General features: G+C 45.1%; 17 protein-coding genes. 6 read left to right on the plus strand and 11 right to left on the minus strand.

All coding sequences use genetic code 11. From position 1 onward, the window contains the following. The first annotated feature begins 9 nt into the window (after positions 1–9). Positions 10–465: a ferric iron uptake transcriptional regulator gene (gene fur / locus ICN28_RS04105; protein WP_216286425.1), complete on the plus strand. Its 456-nt coding sequence runs from the start codon at positions 10–12 to the stop codon at positions 463–465. A gap of 94 nt (positions 466–559) precedes the next feature. On the opposite strand, the gene gap is transcribed toward fur, so the two are convergent. Beyond that, positions 560–1573 (minus strand): type I glyceraldehyde-3-phosphate dehydrogenase, encoded by a 1014-nt coding sequence (gap, locus tag ICN28_RS04110; RefSeq protein WP_216286898.1) that lies wholly within the window; start codon positions 1571–1573, stop codon positions 560–562. Positions 1574–1644: 71 nt separating this feature from the next. Further along, entirely contained in the window at positions 1645–3624 is a 1980-nt protein-coding gene (gene tkt / locus ICN28_RS04115; RefSeq protein ID WP_216286427.1) for a transketolase, read from the minus strand. A 119-nt stretch (positions 3625–3743) separates the two neighbouring features. Here tkt and ICN28_RS04120 point away from each other — a divergent pair, with 119 nt between their 5' ends. Further along, positions 3744–4496 carry a 16S rRNA (uracil(1498)-N(3))-methyltransferase gene (locus tag ICN28_RS04120; RefSeq protein WP_216286429.1) on the plus strand — a complete coding sequence of 251 codons (753 nt, stop codon included), beginning with the start codon at positions 3744–3746 and terminating at the stop codon, positions 4494–4496. A gap of 81 nt (positions 4497–4577) precedes the next feature. On the opposite strand, the gene ICN28_RS04125 is transcribed toward ICN28_RS04120, so the two are convergent. Beyond that, positions 4578–5120: a barstar family protein gene (locus tag ICN28_RS04125; protein WP_216286430.1), complete on the minus strand. Its 543-nt coding sequence runs from the start codon at positions 5118–5120 to the stop codon at positions 4578–4580. 125 nt (positions 5121–5245) lie between these two features. Continuing rightward, positions 5246–7567: an NADP-dependent malic enzyme gene (locus tag ICN28_RS04130; protein WP_216286431.1), complete on the minus strand. Its 2322-nt coding sequence runs from the start codon at positions 7565–7567 to the stop codon at positions 5246–5248. A gap of 236 nt (positions 7568–7803) precedes the next feature. Here ICN28_RS04130 and thiL point away from each other — a divergent pair, with 236 nt between their 5' ends. Next, the gene (thiL, locus tag ICN28_RS04135) at positions 7804–8832 is read left to right on the plus strand and encodes a thiamine-phosphate kinase (protein WP_216286432.1); all 1029 of its coding nucleotides are present in this window, start codon (positions 7804–7806) and stop codon (positions 8830–8832) included. Between the two features lie 11 nt (positions 8833–8843). Here the strand turns inward: thiL and corA are convergent, their stop codons facing one another. Continuing rightward, positions 8844–9809 carry a magnesium/cobalt transporter CorA gene (gene corA / locus ICN28_RS04140; RefSeq protein ID WP_216286433.1) on the minus strand — a complete coding sequence of 322 codons (966 nt, stop codon included), beginning with the start codon at positions 9807–9809 and terminating at the stop codon, positions 8844–8846. 165 nt (positions 9810–9974) lie between these two features. Here corA and pyrF point away from each other — a divergent pair, with 165 nt between their 5' ends. The 3 genes from pyrF to ICN28_RS04155 are packed head-to-tail and all read left to right on the plus strand — an operon-like array spanning position 9975 to position 11894. Next, positions 9975–10829, plus strand: coding sequence for an orotidine-5'-phosphate decarboxylase (gene pyrF / locus ICN28_RS04145; RefSeq protein WP_216286434.1), 855 nt, complete (start codon positions 9975–9977; stop codon positions 10827–10829). Positions 10830–10846: 17 nt separating this feature from the next. Next, entirely contained in the window at positions 10847–11392 is a 546-nt protein-coding gene (locus ICN28_RS04150; protein ID WP_216286435.1) for a phosphatidylglycerophosphatase A, read from the plus strand. Positions 11393–11432: 40 nt separating this feature from the next. After that, the gene (locus ICN28_RS04155) at positions 11433–11894 is read left to right on the plus strand and encodes a CinA family protein (protein ID WP_370626457.1); all 462 of its coding nucleotides are present in this window, start codon (positions 11433–11435) and stop codon (positions 11892–11894) included. Between the two features lies 1 nt (position 11895). Here the strand turns inward: ICN28_RS04155 and mtgA are convergent, their stop codons facing one another. The 6 genes from mtgA to mpl all read right to left on the minus strand — a co-directional run bounded on the left by mtgA (position 11896) and on the right by mpl (position 18818). Further along, positions 11896–12591, minus strand: a complete 696-nt coding sequence (gene mtgA / locus ICN28_RS04160; protein WP_216286437.1) for a monofunctional biosynthetic peptidoglycan transglycosylase — start codon at positions 12589–12591, stop codon at positions 11896–11898. 9 nt (positions 12592–12600) lie between these two features. Further along, positions 12601–13545 (minus strand): shikimate dehydrogenase, encoded by a 945-nt coding sequence (aroE, locus tag ICN28_RS04165; protein ID WP_370626438.1) that lies wholly within the window; start codon positions 13543–13545, stop codon positions 12601–12603. 45 nt (positions 13546–13590) lie between these two features. After that, positions 13591–14421 carry an energy transducer TonB gene (locus tag ICN28_RS04170; protein ID WP_216286439.1) on the minus strand — a complete coding sequence of 277 codons (831 nt, stop codon included), beginning with the start codon at positions 14419–14421 and terminating at the stop codon, positions 13591–13593. Next, a complete protein-coding gene (locus ICN28_RS04175) occupies positions 14396–16564 on the minus strand; it encodes a ribonuclease catalytic domain-containing protein (RefSeq protein WP_216286440.1) in 2169 nt (722 codons plus the stop codon). Before ICN28_RS04175 ends, ICN28_RS04170 begins: the two co-directional genes overlap by 26 nt. Then, a complete protein-coding gene (gene fabG / locus ICN28_RS04180) occupies positions 16564–17313 on the minus strand; it encodes a 3-oxoacyl-ACP reductase FabG (RefSeq protein WP_216286903.1) in 750 nt (249 codons plus the stop codon). The genes ICN28_RS04175 and fabG overlap by 1 nt, the downstream gene beginning before the upstream one ends. Before the next feature lie 65 nt (positions 17314–17378). Beyond that, positions 17379–18818 (minus strand): UDP-N-acetylmuramate:L-alanyl-gamma-D-glutamyl-meso-diaminopimelate ligase, encoded by a 1440-nt coding sequence (gene mpl / locus ICN28_RS04185; protein ID WP_216286441.1) that lies wholly within the window; start codon positions 18816–18818, stop codon positions 17379–17381. Positions 18819–18838: the final 20 nt, after the last annotated feature.

The raw sequence follows: 18838 nt of genomic DNA on the forward strand, positions 1-18838 counted from the left end.
TTTAGCGCTATGACAAACACAACATCTCCAAATAATTTAAGAGACATGGGTCTCAAGGTAACTGTACCTCGGATGAAGATACTGGAGTTCTTTCATCAGAACCGCCACAAGCACTTCAGCGCCGAAGACATCTATCTTGCCATGGTTGCAGATGGTATGGATGTCGGACTAGCAACAGTCTACCGTGTTCTGACCCAATTTGAGCAAGCTGGGATACTTTTACGCAATCATTTTGAATCCGGCAAGGCAGAGGGTAAGGCGATTTTTGAGCTCAATGAAGGGGATCACCACGACCACCTCGTTTGCGTCGACTGTGGCCACGTTGAGGAGTTTGTAGACCCTGCCATTGAGAAAAGGCAGCACGAAATTGCCAAAAACCTAGGTTTTGAGATCGTTGACCATGCTTTAGCGATTTATGGCAGTTGTAACAAGAAAAGCTGCCCTAACAAGAAAAAAGCCAAATAAAGCCCATAAATCAATATTTTTTGACCTTCCTAGTAAAAAGCCCGCATTTCAGCGGGCTTTTTCGTTAAATAAGGCTCATGTTGAGTTTTTAGACTTATTTGGCTTCCATCAATGCTTTTGTCGCATTCAACATCTGGCAGCTATAGCCCCACTCGTTGTCATACCAAGAAAGAATCTTCACCAACTTACCGTCTTTTGATACGCGTGTTTGCGTGCTGTCAAAAATACTTGGGCGGGGATCATGATTGAAGTCGATAGAAACCAAAGGCAAGGTGTTATAACCCAAAATACCTTTGAGTTGACCTTCGCTCGCCTTTTTGATGATGTCATTTACAGCTTCAACCGTTGTAGCTTTGCTTGGTGTGAAAGTTAAATCAACTACCGATACGTTAATTGTTGGTACGCGCATCGCAAAACCATCAAACTTGCCTTGTAACTCTGGCAATACCAAACCAACCGCTGCAGCGGCGCCCGTCTTTGTAGGAATCATGCTCATTGTGGCTGAGCGAGCACGGCGCATATCGCTGTGATACACATCGGTTAATACTTGGTCATTGGTATACGCATGAATGGTAGTCATCAAACCGGACTCAATACCAATCGATTCTAGGAGCGGCTTCACAACAGGTGCCAAACAGTTGGTCGTGCAGCTAGCATTGGAAATCACTTGATCCGTTGATTTAAGAACTTGATGATTCACGCCATACACAATCGTTGCATCCACATCCTTACCACCTGGAGCAGAAATAATCACTTTCTTGGCGCCCTGTTGAATGTGAACCATGGCTTTTTCTTTAGAAGTAAAAGCACCTGAGCATTCCAAAACGACGTCAACACCTAAATCACCCCAATTGGTTTCTAAAGGGTTACGTGTTGAGAACATCTTCACACGATCACCATTGATAATCAAATGATCACCATCAACAGTCACTGTGCCAGGGAAGCGACCATGAGCAGAGTCGTACTGAGTTAAGTGTGCATTAATATCAATACCACCCAAACCGTTGATCGCAACTACTTTGATGTCATCGCGCTTCTCTTCATAGATAGCACGAACCACCATACGACCAATACGACCATAACCGTTAATAGCAACCTTAATTGTCATCACCAACTCCCTCTAATTAAATTCTGTTTCACTATTTTTAAATCAACTGACTATGCATTGTTATCATCGATTTAAATGCATTGACGAACTGTTTTAGCAACAGCTTCTGCGGTTAAACCAAAGTGTTTGTAAAGCACGCCAGCCGGTGCAGACTCACCAAAGGTATCCACACCATGCACAGCCGAACATGCATACTTCCACCAGTAATCTGTGACGCCGGCCTCAATCGCAATGCGTGGCAGTCCCGCTGGCAGCACTGAATCTTTATAAGCTTTGCTTTGTTTATCAAAAACGCTAGTTGATGGCATTGAAACGATTCGTACGGCAATGCCTTCCTTCTTTAGAAGTTCCGCTGTTTCTAATGCGATCGCCACTTCAGAACCCGTAGCTATTAATACAGCTTGCGCATTTTTATCATCGCGCATCACATAACCGCCCTTATAAATGGCTTGAGTTTGTTTTGCATCACGCTTCACAAATGGGCAATTCTGACGGCTAAAAATGAGGCTGGATGGGCCATTGTGACGCTTCACCGCAGACGCCCAAGCCACTGCACTCTCGGTGGTGTCACATGGACGCCAAACATCCATATGAGGAATCAAACGTAAACTAGCCACATGCTCGACAGATTGATGCGTTGGACCATCTTCCCCCAAACCAATCGAATCATGTGTAAACACAAAGATGCTACGAATCTTCATTAACGCAGCCATACGCAAAGCATTACGGCTGTAGTCAGAGAATGTTAAGAATGTTGCGCCAAATGGAATGTATCCGCCATGAAGAGCTATACCATTCATGATGGCACTCATACCAAATTCGCGCACGCCGTAGTTAATGTGATTACCCCATTGATCACCACGAACTGCTTTGCATGTTGACCAATTGGTTAAGTTGGATCCTGTTAAGTCTGCTGAACCACCCATGAATTCAGGAAGAGCTGGCGCCAATGCTTCAATTGCATTTTGGCTGGCCTTACGCGTGGCAATGGTCTCTGCTTTGGTGGCGCAGCTAGCTAAATAAGCTTCTACTGTTTTATCAAAGTTAGCTGGCAACTCACCTGCCATACGTCGCTCAAACTCTTTTGCTTCTTGTGGGTATTTAGAGCGGTAAGCTCCAAATTTACTATTCCACTCCGCCTCAGTAGCAGCGCCTTTGCGCTTCGCATCCCAAGCATCATAAACATCTTGAGGAATTTCAAATGGAGGGTGATTCCAACCAATCGCTGCTCGTGTGGCAGCGATTTCAGCAGCACCCAATGGCGCGCCGTGTACTTTATCGGTACCGGCTAAATTCGGTGATCCTTGACCAATCGATGTCTTACAACAAATGAAAGTTGGCTTGTCACTTTTCTTAGCTTTAGCAATTGCACTGGCCACAGCATCCGCATCATGACCATTGACATTGCGAATCACATTCCAACCATAAGCCTCAAAACGCTTAGGCGTGTCTTCTGCAAACCAGTTAACCACCTTACCATCAATCGAGATACCGTTGTCATCCCACAAAGCAATGAGCTTGTTTAATTTCAACGTACCAGCTAAAGAGCAAGCTTCGTGGCTAATGCCTTCCATCAAACAACCATCACCCATAAATACATAAGTGTGATGATCCACAATATCCAAGCCTGGCTTGTTAAATTCTTGAGCTAATAATTTTTCCGCCAAAGCCATACCCACTGCATTGGTAATACCTTGACCTAGAGGACCTGTTGTTGTCTCGACACCTGGCGTAATACCGTACTCCGGATGACCCGCTGTTTTACTATGCAACTGACGGAAGTTCTTTAACTCCTGCATCGGTAAATCGTAGCCGGTTAAGTGCAACAGCGCATAAAGCAACATCGAGCCGTGACCATTGGATAAAACAAAACGATCGCGATTCATCCAAAGTGGATTTTTAGGGTTGTGTTGGAGATGCTCTCCCCAAAGACCTACTGCAATTTCGGCCATACCCATGGGCATACCAGGGTGACCAGAGTTAGCTTGTTGAACTGCATCCATTGCTAGTGCGCGAATTGCGTTAGCCATGTTGGTTTGCTTAGAAGACATTATTTTCCCTGCGGCGTGTGTTCGAATCAGTCACATTTCCACCGAAAAACAGAAGAAAAGTCCCAATCCTTCAAAGATCAACATTTTATCATTGGAGCCAGATACCTTATGATTGTTTTATGTCACATTTTTATCTACCCGGCCCATGGCCCCAACAAGGCGTTGATCTCACGGATGAACTGATCCTCGATGTCAAACTGGCTCACCATTTAAGGGTTCGCAGAATCCAGGTTGGAGAAAGCTTCAAGGTCTTTGATGGGCAAGGCTTAAGTGCCAATGCGGTACTCACAGCCATGGATAAAAAGTCGGCAGCAGTTCGCTTATCTGAAATCCAAGAAAACCGTCGCTCTGAAACCAAAACTCCTATTACCCTGGCACAAGGCATGGCCAGCAGTGACAAAATGGACTGGTTGATCGAAAAATCGGTGGAATTGGGGATTTCTCATGTCATTCCCCTGCATACAGAACGCTCTGTGGTCCGCCTAGATGGAGAAAGATCCTCTAAGAAAGCCACTCATTGGCAAGGTATTTTGGTTGCAGGATCTGAACAGTCGGGGCGAACTGTCATTCCAACCCTAGGCCCCATCCAAAATTTGCCTTTATGGTTATCCAGCCTGAACCCTCATGAGCCAAGTTTACGTTTGATGCTATCCCCTAGAGCCGACTCCAACTTATTGAGCGTTCTTAAACGATGCACACCTCAAGCGCTAACTCTTCTGATTGGCCCCGAAGGTGGTTTAAGTGATGCTGAGGAAGAACAGGCGAAGCGTGCAGGCTTTACTCCTGTATCGATGGGTTATCGTATTTTAAGAACAGAAACCGCTGGAATCGTAGCTTTATCAACGATTCATACGGTTTGGAATCAGTTTTAACGACTACTTAACCGACGATCCATGAAAAAAGCCGCTGATTGAGCGGCTTTTTTATTTAGTTAAGATCTTTTAAAGTCTTTTTTAAGAAAAAGAGTAAAAGATACGGCAAGATACACGACGATCAGCCCAAAAATCAACCGCATCACGGAATACGTCCAATAAAGTCTCACGAGCTTCCTTGTCAAACTTGTGCGTACAAGGCAAACCCTCTAAAACAATCACGAATCCCGGCTGAGGACCAGAGCGATCCACCAAAGTTGTCAAAGAATTCAATAAATTATCAAAATTCTTGGCTTGCTGTCTAGGGAAGTGCAAACCATTTGCAATCGATTCCAAAACCTCTGATTTGGTCAGCGCATGAGAACAATTCGCGTAAATAAAGTGCTGACCTAACTCGCCAGCCGCTTCCATCAAGTCTTCCGTACGAAAAGCGCGAATGGATTGAACAATATTGGTGCGAACAGCACGTAAAGCAGCAGTAGGTCCAGCTTCGCGAGCTGCTAATGCGGCTCTCCAAGTGGAGGTTGGCTTGATAGCCGTGCTAACTGGTGCTGTTGCAGACGATACAGAACCACCCAGAACGGACTGGCCATAGAGGTTGTTTTCTGAAATATTCGTCATCATGATGGGGAGTAGAGTACCCTTTTTGAGCCCCAAAAACAAGTGACGGAATGGCTTATTTTAAATAAGCCATTGTTTTTTATATAAATTTAAATATGTGAGCGCACGCTCACTATTAAAATTTCTGCCTATTTCTGCTGTGCAGCCTCTACGACAGCTAAGGTTGTCATATTCACAATCCTTCTAGAAGTAGCTGAGGGCGTCAAAATGTGCACTGGCTTAGCGGCGCCCAATAAGATTGGCCCAATAGCTACCCCATTACCAGCTGCAACCTTCAATAAGTTATAAGCAATATTAGCGGCATCAATGTTTGGCAAGACCAATAAGTTGGCATCTCCCACCAAAGTTGAATCTGGCATGATGGTTTTGCGTAAATCAGCATCTAATGCGCAATCACCATGCATTTCTCCATCAACCTGTAATTCAGGAGCCTGATCTTTTAGGATTGCCAAAGTGTCGCGCATTTTTTGTGCAGAAGCCGCCTGGCTAGAACCAAAATTAGAGTGTGACAACAAGGCAACTTTGGGAATGATTCCTAGAGAGCGCAACTCTTGAGCAGCCAAAATAGTTAATTCCGCCAATTCCTGAGCACTTGGATCAATATTGATATGCGTATCTACTAAGAATAATTGACGACCTGGCAACACAAGCCCATTCATAGCACCATAAACCTTTGCACCCGGCTCATGGCCAATGACTTGGTTGATGTAATGAAGATGAGCACCTGTTTGCCCGATCGTACCGCAAATCAAACCATCGGCCTGACCTTTGTGAACCATTAAAGAGCCAATCAAGGTATTACGGCGGCGAACTTCTAGACGAGCATAAGACTCGGTAACACCAGCACGCTCTGTGAGGCGATGGTAAGTTTGCCAATAATCGCGGTAGCGATCATCTTGCTCTGGATTACAAATCTCCACATCAACGCCTGGCACCATGCGTAGACCAAAGCGCTCAATACGACGCGCGATCACTGATGGGCGACCAATCAAAATCGGGTTAGCAATCTTTTCGTCAATTAGGACTTGAACAGCACGCAATACACGCTCATCCTCACCCTCAGAGAACACAATGCGCTTCTTAGCCATCGGTACTTTTTTAGCCACAGAAAATAAAGGCTTCATTAAAGTGCCTGAGTGGTAAACAAATTGCTGCAACTGATCTTTGTAGGCTATGAAGTCCTTAATAGGCCGTGTTGCCACACCTGAATCCATCGCAGCCTTGGCTACCGCTGGCGCAATAATCGTAATTAAACGTGGGTCAAATGGTTTAGGAATTAAATACTCAGGACCAAATGAAAGATTGCTAGCGCCATAAGCAGAAGCCACTACATCACTTTGCTCAACCTGCGCCAACTCTGCCACAGCAGTCACGGCAGCAATTTCCATTTCGCGTGTAATCGTGGTTGCACCCACATCCAAAGCACCACGGAAAATAAATGGGAAACAAAGAACATTATTCACTTGGTTTGGATAATCTGTACGGCCTGTTGCAATAATGGCGTCATCACGCACTGCCTTAACCTCTTCCGGAAGGATCTCAGGCGTTGGGTTAGCCAATGCAAAAACCAATGGCTTCGCAGCCATCTTTGCCACCATCTCTGGCTTTAAAACACCGCCCGCTGATAAGCCTAAGAAAACATCCGCACCTTCAATGATCTCAGCCAAGGTTCGCTGATTTGTTTCTTTAGCAAATGGATCCTTATCTGGATCCATTAATTCTTTACGGCCTTTGTAAACAACACCCGCTAAGTCGGTGACCCAAATATTTTCAATCGGCATACCCAGATCCACCAAAAGATCCAAACAAGCTAAAGCTGCCGCACCAGCACCTGATGTAACCAGCTTCACTTTCTTAAGATCTTTACCAACGACTTTTAAGCCATTCATGATCGCAGCACCCACCACAATCGCTGTGCCATGCTGATCATCATGGAAGACCGGAATATTCATGCGCTCACGCAATTTACGCTCAATGTAGAAGCAATCTGGAGCTTTAATATCTTCTAAGTTAATACCGCCAAAAGTTGGCTCCATTGAAGCGATGATTTCAATTAACTTGTCCGGATCTTTTTCATTGATCTCGATGTCAAACACATCAATGCCCGCAAACTTTTTAAATAGAACGCCCTTACCTTCCATCACCGGCTTACTTGCCAATGGTCCAATATCTCCAAGACCCAAGACTGCTGTACCGTTAGTCACCACGCCCACGAGGTTGCCACGGGATGTATAACGGAAGGCATTAGCAGAGTCTTTCACAATCTCTTCACAAGCCGCAGCAACACCCGGCGAATAAGCAAGCGCCAAGTCGCGCTGATTCATCAACTGCTTGGTTGGGGCAATCGCAATCTTGCCTGGTGTTGGGAACTCATGGTACTCAAGCGCTGCTTTACGAAAATCTGCTTTTTGTTGCTCGTTTGAGTTTTTAGAATTTTTTTCTGTGGTCATTTTTATTAGTCTCTCAATACTCATCAATCAAGATGATGATTGTTGTTTGTCTATTTTTCTGATTACTGATTATTTGTTGCTTGTCTCGTTCAAGTTCTTATTTTTTAATAAAAATTAATCTAATATTTTTAATATTTTTTACTTATTACCAGATTCTATTCCTCTTCAGGAAAGTATTCTTATTTCTTGTGGGATCTCCTGAGTCACGCATGAGGATTTAACCCTACAATAAAGCCATGAACGAAAGACCCGAAACGAACCCGCTTGGTGAATTTGACTTGATTGAGCGTTTTTTTAAGCGCCCCCTTAGCAACTCCAACCCTCAGATTCTTTTGGGAATTGGTGACGACTGCGCCCTGATTTCATGCAGCGCAAAAGATCAACCGGGTGCGCTAGCTATTAGCACCGATATGTTGATTGAAGGTCGCCACTTTTTACCAGGCGCAGATCCTGGTCTTTTAGGTCATAAAGCACTAGCAGTCAATTTATCTGATCTGGCTGCCATGGGTGCAACACCCACCGCCTTCACCTTAGCGATTGCCATGCCGGAAGCTAAAGCAGAATGGCTGGAAGATTTTTCGAATGGTTTGTTAAAGATAGCCAACCACTATCACTGCCCTCTCATTGGCGGTGACACAACAGCAGGGCCACTCACGATCAGCATTACGGTGTTTGGTCGAGTCAATCACACCCAAGCACTCCAACGGTCAAACGCTCAGTTGGGTGATGATATTTGGATCTCCGGCACGGTGGGTGATGCTCGCTTGGCACTAGGAGCCATTCGACAAGAATGGCTTTTGACCCCAGCAGAAATGGCTTTAGTTGCCCCTCGCATGCACGCCCCTACTCCACGAATCGTACTCGGACAAAAACTGCTTGGCATAGCTCATGCTGCTGTTGATGTATCCGATGGCTTACTGGGAGATCTTTCCCACATCTTAAAAATGTCACAAGTCGGCGCAGAAATAGAGATTGATCAGATACCCCGTTCTGACACCTTAAGCGAGCAAGCTCTTGAACGCCAGCGCTTATGCACATTGATGGGAGGGGATGACTATGAACTTTGTTTCACAGCACCAAGAGTTCATCGTAAAACTATTCAAAGTCTTGCCAAAGAGTTGGATTTAAATCTAACAAAGATTGGCGTTATTACGCCACCCACTCCAAGCTTGATGATCTTGTTAGATGACAGCGGTCAGATCTTGCCTGCCGAAGAGAGCCAGCACTATCTCAATTCTTTTGATCACTTCAAGACCGCCACATAAGCGCCGAACAACTACTTCATCCAACCTTTTTTGCGGAAATAGATCAAAGGGATCAAGGCTGAGATCAACATTATGCCAATGGCAAATGGGTAACCTATCGTTGAACGAAGCTCTGGCATGTGCGCAAAGTTCATTCCCCAGATACTAGCCAAGAGCGTTGGCGGCATCAATGCAACAGAAACCACCGAGAAGATCTTAATAATCTTATTCTGGTTAATGTTAATAAAACCAACTGTGGCATCCATCAAGAAGTTAATCTTATCGAACAAGAAAGCCGTATGGTTCTCTAAGGAATCAATGTCTCGCAAAATCTGACGAGCTTCTTCTTGTTGCTCATCGGACAACAACTTGCTGCGCATTAAGAATGACAAGGCACGACGCGTATCCATCACATTGCGTCGAATGCGCCCGTTCAAGTCTTCCTCTTTTGCAATCGTTTCCAAAACACCTGCTGCATCGGTATCCGTCACATCATGTGACAAAACACGCTTACCGGCTTCTTCCAGGTTCTCATAAACCTCTTCCAAAGCATCAGCAGAATATTCAGCATCTGTTGAATATAGATCCAATAAAACATCTTTAGCGTTTCTAACTGATCCAGGGCGCAAGCGAGCACGCAGTCTAACCAAACGGAAAACTGGTAAATCCTGCTCATGAATCGAAAATAAAATGTTATCGGTTAAAACAAACGCCACACGCACGTTGCGTGGGTTTTCATCATCGTCCAAAATGAAATCGGTACGAATGTGTAAATGGCCGTCTTCTGCCTCGAAATAACGAGCAGAAGCTTCCAAGTCACCTAAATCTTCGAGTTCAGGAAGAGAAACGCCAAAAGCCTCTTTAATCCACTGAAGCTCTTCTTCTTCAGGATCTACAACATCAATCCATATTGGGTTGTGGTGTTTGAGTAATTCTTGACGATCATCGACCTGTTCCTGCGCGAGGCGACCTTTTTGTAGTACGAATAGGTTGATCATGCCGGGGCTCCGATCTTATTTTTCAACTATTTATGTTGAGGAGTTAGCCACAGGGGTTCGCGGAGTTTATCCTATAGTCTGCGAAAACTAAAGCATCCTTTTTAAATTCTCTTTAGATTTCCATGAGATATTAATGAGATTGCATGAAAGATTGATGAAATACCCATGAAAAACCGCCCTCTTTTTACTGAACAATTGAACGCTGCTTGGTCCTCACAAGACAGCATGCTCTGTGTGGGTCTTGATCCAGACCCGAAGCAACTCCCAGCCTCATTAAAGGGCGAAGGCGGCGCCATCTTGTCTTTCTGTCGTGCCATTGTGGATGCAACAGCGGATGTCGCATGTGCATTTAAGCCACAAATTGCGTATTTCGCATCTCAGGGTGCTGAAGACCAATTGGTTCAATTAATTGACTACATTCATCGTGAACACCCGCAAGTGCCTGTTATTTTGGACTCCAAAAGGGGGGATATTGGCAGCACTGCCCAGCAATACGCCATTGAAGCGTTTGAGCGCTACAACGCTGATGCTGTCACGGTTAACCCCTACATGGGATTTGATTCAATTGAGCCCTACCTGCAATACTCGGATAGGGGCGTGATTGTGTTGTGCCGAACTTCCAATCCAGGGGGTTCAGATCTTCAGTTTTTAGAAGTGAATGAACAAAATAACCCTGCTAAAGAATTACTTTACCAACGTGTGGCGCGCTTAGCTGCGAGCCAGTGGAATAAAACAGGCCAATTGGGCCTTGTGGTTGGCGCCACCTTTCCAGAGGAAATCGCCAAGGTCCGATCTCTTGTGGGTGAGATGCCTTTATTGATCCCCGGAATTGGCGCTCAAGGTGGCGACATCCCTGCCACAGTTCGTGCCGGTGCCATTCAACACGCTCCAGGAACTGGCATGATCATCAACTCTTCTAGAGCCATTTTGTATGCCAGTAAAGATCGTGACTTTGCTGATGCTGCCAGAAAGGTAGCGATCGCCACGCGTGATGCGCTGCGCGCTGCAAAATCAATCTAGATAAGAGCGTAAAACCCATGAAAATTATTCCTCAAACTGCCTGGATTTGGTCTAAACCAGAGCGTGCTCTCGCCTTTGGTTTTGGCTCCGGTTTATCTCTCAAAGCACCCGGCACAGTTGGTACGCTCTATGCATGGGCCATCTATTTATTGATGGATGCTTTTTTAGCCAACACAACCATTGCGACTGTCATTACTGTTAGTGCCATCGGAGGTATTTGGATTTGCGGCAAAGTGGGCGAAGAATTAGGCGTACCCGATCATGGCGGTATTGTTTGGGATGAGTTTGTGGCCTTTTGGTTCATCCTATTCATCATCATGCCAACCGGCATCGGCGGACAAATTGTTGCATTCTTGTTGTTTCGATTTTTTGATGCTGCCAAACCAGGACCCATTAAATCAATCGATCAGTATTTTAAAAAGTGGCAGCCTACTGTTGAGCGCTTAGATCAGCCCAGAAGAATGCCTTCGTGGGTAATCAGAGGATTTGGTGTGATGATTGATGACGTTGCTGCTGCACTAGCTACTCTTTTAGTGATTGCGATTGGCTCTCGTATCTGGTGATGAGATAACTACTTTGAGCCATCTTGTCGAACTACCTCTTATTGAAAGATTAGCGGGCATTCTTTTAAAGCATCACTGGCGCTTAAGTGCGGCAGAATCTTGCACGGGTGGATTAGTTGCGGCGAGTTTGACCAACTTAGCTGGCTCAAGCGAATGGTTTGAGCGCGGCTATGTTACTTATAGCAATGATGCTAAATCAGAAGATATTGGCGTTGATACGCATCTCATTCAAGATCATGGCGCAGTCAGCGATCAAGTAGCCAAAGCCATGGCCATTGGAGCGAAACAATCAAGCAACTCAAACATTGCCTTGTCTATCACAGGTATTGCTGGCCCCACAGGTGGGAGCGAAGAAAAACCAGTTGGTACCGTTTGCTTCGCTTGGATCTTAAATAACGATCAAGTAATTTCGGAAACAAGACTATTTAGCGGTGATCGCTCAGAGATCAGAGCTCAAGCAAGTGAGTTTGCAATTAAAAATTTGATTCTACTTTTAAGTTAACTTACTTATTCATTCTCTCAAGAATGAAATCAATCCTCGCTGGAAAATTAACTCTAGCCCTTGAGCAATACTTCACCTTGTCATAACACTTGGGTGCAGGCAGGGCTGCCGCTAAGGATGCTGCCTCTTCAATGGATAGCTGATGAGGTTTAACTGAAAAATAATGCTGCGCTGCTGCGCTAACGCCAAAAACACCTTCACCCCACTCCACATGATTGAGATATATCTCAAAAATACGTTCTTTAGGTAAAGTAATTTCTAACATTGCCGTAATCACAAACTCTTGGGCTTTGCGAATGTAATTTTTCTCACCCGATAGAAATAAGTTTTTGGCTAACTGCTGCGTAATCGTCGATCCGCCACGTAAATGCTTGGTGTTTTTCTGATTTCGATTCCAAGCATCCTTCATCGCCTGAGGCTCAAAACCCATGTGGCGATAAAAGTCACTGTCTTCACTGATCGTAATGGTGCGCTTGAGGTAAGGCGATATCTTTTTAAACTCCATCCACTCACGCTTGATGCCACAGTCGTGAATGTAGGGAATACTCCAACCGCAAATGCGATGGCGCTCAGCCAACTGAAAAGAAGTCACACTGGGGTTAACCCACCGCCAAGCCAAAATTTGAATAAAGAAAAATAGCTGCAATGACAGAATGCTTAATACGATGGCAGTGAAGAAATAACGAAGAAATTTCATGTCAAGAAATCAGTCGACTGACTTTAATGATGGCTTTGACATATTTTTATAACACGCCCTAGCAGCATTCAAAGCCCCTTCGATATCCAACGCTTGAGAGGGTTTTCTCCAAGTCATGAACGCATCAGCCGCTTGCTCAACCAACATTCCTAAACCATCAACAGCCAATAAACCCAAACAGGCTGCATCTTTTAAAAATTTTGTTTCTTTACCGTAGACCATGTCATAGGCAATAGCTTTAGGTTGAGAGATCTGCTTTAGCAACTCCACATCCATCGGGGACATGTCTCCCAAGCCTGTGGCAGTTGCATTGAGTATCAGATCAAACCGAGAAGATGAATTCTTTAACGCCTCCAAAGAAACTGCTTTTAAACCGTCAAACTGTTCGGCCAACGCTTCTGCTTTTGCATGCGTGCGATTAACTATAGATATATCAAGAACACCTAAACTCATTAAAGGATCAATCACGCCTTGCGCCGCACCGCCTGCACCCAAAATTAAAACCTTGGCTTGTTTGGCTGAAATGTTTTGCTGCTGCAAGAGTCTTTCTAGGTCTTTCACAAAACCAATGCCGTCCGTGTTGTCACACCACAACTCACCCTCTTGCAACCATAGAACATTCGCAGCGCCTGCTTTTTCAGCACGAGCTGTTCGATGTTGAGCCAACTCAAATGCTTCTAACTTAAATGGCACCGTCACATTCAAGCCTTTGCCACCACGTTCAAAAAACTGTTGAACAGTTTCTTTGAATGCATCAAGCTCTGAAAAAATTCTGCCGTAATAAATTGCTTGCTGGGTTTGTTCAGCAAAAAATTGATGAATCACAGGCGACTGACTATGCGCAATAGGATGCCCAACCACCCCATAAACATCTTTCCCTGGGTGATCCTGCGGGTTCAATTGTGGTTTTAAAGCATCCATGATTAACTTCTTATCTCTTTCTGTTGATGACACTCAAGCCCCTCATCACCTTTAATGAATTTAAACTTTTTATTGAGGTCACTTCAATTCTGCACCATCTCGGGTAAATTCAAAAGTAGAAACCCAATCCAAGACATCAATTTGTTGTCGCATGCGATCTGTAAATCGACCAAAGGGAGCTGAAGATCGAATGATGGCAAGCGCTTGACGGTCTAACTCTTGATTACCAGAAGACTTCATGACTTCAATACCCTCTTTAGCTAGTCGACCCTGTTGATCAACGCTCACCATAACCACCAGACTACCGTAAAGCGCTTGACCTTTTACCCTCGGAAAGTGCGTCGTACCGTAGGCTTCAATTTGCTTCCGCATAGCATCGTAATAGTTAGCAAAAATAACCGCTTTAGCACTTGTCGCAGTGACCACTGCGCGTCGTGGGGTCTGACCGTTCTTTTGCAAACGTTTGCTCAACTCCGCCTCTAGAGGGTTCGACTCACTCTGTTCTATCGCTTTCTTACCCTGGGTTGTACTAGCGCTATTGGCTCTTTCTGCTGTCATTTGAGACAACAAGCGCTTTTGCTCCGCTTCCATTTTTTCAAGCTTTTCTGCCAAATTAGGATCAGCTCGACGCAAGGCACTGGCTGTCGCCTCTTTTAGTTCTCCGCCTCCATTTAAATCTGCTTGAGCCAAACGCCTTGGATTCACTGGGGGCGTAGCACTTCTAGCATTTACTAACACCACACTGAGCGGCGTTTTCAAGCGCTTGGTTTTTTCACTATCCTCATGCCACTTAAATGCCAAGAAAATAATGTGCAAAAAAATCGATGCAGCAATGGCATAAGCCATTGGTCGTTTCCAATTCTTCCAATCAAGATCGATATATTTACTGAGGAGTGCCGGAGTGCGCATCGGGTGATATATCTTGTTCGTCTGTTTTCTGTTCAGGTTGAGCTTCAGATTCCTCTTTTGATTGAGACTCAACTTCAGCATCTATCTCATTTTGGAAAATCATTTCTGCATCAACACCGGAATCAATCAGGCCCAAATAACGAACACTGGCTTCCAATGCCAAATAGTCAACCTCTAAGACCTCTATCTCGGCACGAGCACCTCTTGCCTGCTCTGCCAATTCTGGAACATTCAAACGCAAAGGAACCTCTTCAACCCTGGCCTGCCCCTCTTTGAGGTGTCTCACCACACCCTTCCAAGGTAAGCCCAATTGCTTTAAGTACATCAAACACCAATAACGTTCCATTTGATTTTGATGTTCACCATAAGCAGCATAAGTGCCATCAAAGTCAGCAGCAATCGCCATCAAATCAGCATCTTTGGGTTTAAACGGCGCAACCAACTTGGCCGTAACGCCGTGTTGCGCCATGGCAATTAATTGCCATTGGTTCACTAAGTCGACATACCGACGTAATGGTGAGGTGCACCATGAATAGTTTTCAACACCCAGACCTTCATGAGGGCCCGGCATGGTTTGCATCCTGGTACGTTGTGGACCCCAACCTTTTTGGACACGATAAATGCCCGGCACACTGTGGTTGGCAAGTTGATTACCCCATGTACTGTTGCAATAGATCATCCACTCCGCAACGATTGAATCCAAAACAGAGCCTCGTTGGCGCGGCTTAATCTCCACTATGCCATCGATTACCGTAAAGTTAAAGTCTCTAGCGAGTGCTTGAGGGTCCGGCAAACCTAATACTTCAGCACGCAAGCCATTAGCAACCCGTTGCGCTTGGCGAAGAGCATGAAGTTGTTTGGCTGATCGCCATAACACTGCCAACTCTTGTTGATAAGGCAACTGAGCAGCATTAGAGGTATCCGCTAAAGACTCCTCCGTTACCAAATCTTCCAAATCATCTAAGCGAAGGTTATGCGCCATTGGCACACGCTCCACTTTTGTCTTGGGGGCATGCTCACCTTCTAAAATTGGTAAGCCCTCAGCATCAATCGTGACATACAAAGAAACTGCTGGGCGTAGCGGTAACTCATCCGTATCGTTGATGTCATTTTCTTGATCCTTGATGCCGCTAACAGCAGCATGCAATGAAAATACATCAATCACTTGATCTGGCAGCATTGTGATCTTCCCGCCCGGGTAATAAACCGTCGAAAGTCTTTGTCGCGCAATTTGATCTAGCGCGCCACCTCGCCCAATCGCCAATGCTGGCGCTGCAATATGCACACCAATACGGTAACAGTTAGACAACCCTGTTATCTGCGTCACAGAAAATGCATCATCAATCTCTGTGGTGCTCGCATCATCAATTGAAAAAGCACGCACCGCTGCTTCAGGCAATTGATTTAGCGCAGCCTGCCAATCAGCCTCTTCATTAGGCTGCATGGTCACATTAAAACCAACACCCTTAGGAAAATGCTCTTTTAAAAATTTACCTTCGTGATAGGCTAACGCAGACCCCAAGACACCGCACTTCAAAAACAATTCAGCAATACCACCCTTTAATCCCTGAGATGCCGCATGCACAGCTTTGTAGGCGGTTGTGTTTTTATCGGGCGCAAACAACAACGCATTAACCTGCGGATAAATCTCTTCTGGCAACTGACCAGCTCGCAACTCGGTTTCCCAAGACGCTTGCTTAGCCAACTCTACTTTCTTTTTTTCAACAGCTAAGAGAGCAGCTTTAAGCTGATCCTCTGGCGCGCGCATAAACTGCCCACGCCCTTTGCGTCGAAAGTAAATTGGAGCCGCTTGCAAGGCGATGGCTAACGCGGTTTGCTGCAACGGTGAGGCCGTTTCGCCAAAATACTCCTTGGCTAGATCTAAAAATTGAAACTCGCCAGGACCAGCACATTCCCAAACGAAATCTAAATCAATCTCATCAGAAATAATTTTTGCTTGAGGTAAAAAGTCAGCGATCGCCATGGATGAAGGGCATTGAAAACGCAACCAAACATCTTTTGATTTAAGTTTGCCACGCTTACCACCCAAACTTTCAACGGCCAAGGGGTCAGTCTCTGCACCCGCCGCTGTTATTAATGTGGCGATCTTGATATCGCCACCTTCTTCATGAAGCAAATGCATTAAAGAGAAATTCCGCCACTGGCTTCAAGTGCAATACCGTTGATATAACTAGATTCATCACTGGCTAAAAAGGCATACACATTGGCTAACTCTTCGGGCTGCCCTAAACGGCGCAACCAAGAACGATCCTTCATGCCTTTTAATACATCTTCAGGCATGGATGACAAGATCCCAGTCTCCACAAAACCGGGGCAAACAGCATTCACCCGAATGCCTTTAGGTCCCAACTCACGAGCCCAAGTCATGGTTAACCCAATCACCCCAAATTTAGTTGCAGCGTAATTGGTTTGTCCAAAATTACCATAAAGCCCCACCACACTAGAGGCACTCACAATAGCACCCTTACCTGCCTTCAACATGTGCGGAACAACAGCTTGAGTGCAATTAAAAACACCCTTTAAATTGACATCAATAACAGCATCAAATTGTTCTTCCGTCATATTAACCAAGCGAGCATCTTTGGTAATACCGGCATTGTTGATCAGCACATCGATACGCCCATGCTTCGCCATAACGGATTCAACAACAGCATCAATGCCCACTCGATCGGTCACATTCATGACATAACCCTCGACTTGATTGGTCGTCGCAGTCTTTTCTTGAAGTTTTGCAACCGCTTGATTGACTTGATCAGCATTTATGTCACAAACGATAGCAATAGCACCTTCATTTATAAATTTTTCTGCTGTTGCAAAACCAATGCCATTGGCAGCACCTGTAATGATGGCTATTTTTTGATGCAAGCGCAGAGCTTGTTGATTCGAACTTTGAGACATATTTAGTTAACTTTATTTATTTGTGTTTTTAATATCACTTACTTAAGCATCTCTAATAATTTTCTGTGTACGCCACCAAATCCGCCATTACTCATCACTAGAATGTAATCGCCAGTGCGTGCTTCTTTTTTAACGGCTGCCATTAACTTTTCTAAATCATCAAAGGCTTGTGCCTTGGGTCCCAATGGTGCCAGTGACTCTTTGAGATCCCAGCCTAAAGCATCTTTACCGGATGAAGCGCCATAACCGAATACTAAATCGGCATCTTTCAAACTATCTGGCAATTGGCTTTTCATAACGCCCAACTTCATCGTATTGGAGCGTGGCTCTAATACGGCCAAAATTCTTGCGTTCGGCTGATTTTCAATACGACGACGCAAACCATCTACCGTTGTTGTGATGGCTGTTGGGTGATGGGCAAAATCATCATAAATGGTGATGCCGTTCACACGCCCGATGATTTCCATACGGCGCTTTACATTCTTAAATGTGCCCAATGCTTGCGCAGCATCTTTAGGAGAAATCCCAATGTGATGTGCTGCTGCAATAGCCGCCAATGCATTCAATTGGTTATGTCGACCTGTCACAGAAGCATCTTGATCCCATGTAACCTCTGCAACTTCTTTGGATTGGAAAAAGACTTTAAAGCCATCTGCTTGAGTATCTTGAAGCGTCCAATCAGGCGCTGCCACAGCTGATGCATGACCATCACCAAAACGCTCAAGCGTCGACCAACAACCTCGCTTGATAACTCGATCCAAACTCTCTTCAGCTGCATTCACAACCAAACAACCACTTCCTGGCACTGTTCTGACCAAATGATGAAATTGCGTTTCAATCGCAGTAATGTCAGCAAAAATATCAGCGTGATCAAACTCTAAATTATTCAAAATGGCTGTGCGTGGTCGATAGTGCACAAACTTGCTGCGCTTATCAAAAAAAGCGGTGTCATATTCATCCGCTTCAATCACAAAGTAATGAGATTCTGACGCGCCTTGAGATAACTCCTTAGACTTAGGGGTTGATTCACCTAATCGTGCTGAAACATCAAAATTATTGGGTACTCCACCAATTAAGTAACCCGGCTCCAAACCATTGGCTTGAAGGATCCAGGTCAACATCGCTGTCGTGGTGGTTTTGCCATGAGTCCCCGCCACCGCTAAAACATGCTTACCTCTTAATACTTGCTCCCCTAACCACTGAGGACCGGACTGATAAGGCAAGCCCTGCTCCAAAATCGCTTCCATCAGAGGATTGCCTCTAGAAACTACATTGCCAATAATGAACAAGTCCGGTTTAAGAGCTAGTTGATCGGGCGAGAAACCCTCGATCAACTGGATACCTTGAGCCTCTAACTGAGTACTCATGGGAGGGTAGACATTAGCGTCGCATCCAGTCACTTGATGACCAGCTTGACGTGCGATGGCGGCAATACCGCCCATAAAAGTACCGCAAATACCGAGAATATGAAGATGCATGGCAAGATTTTATCCAAACA

It is taken from the genome of Polynucleobacter sp. 30F-ANTBAC, from assembly GCF_018882385.1.
Taxonomy (GTDB): domain Bacteria; phylum Pseudomonadota; class Gammaproteobacteria; order Burkholderiales; family Burkholderiaceae; genus Polynucleobacter.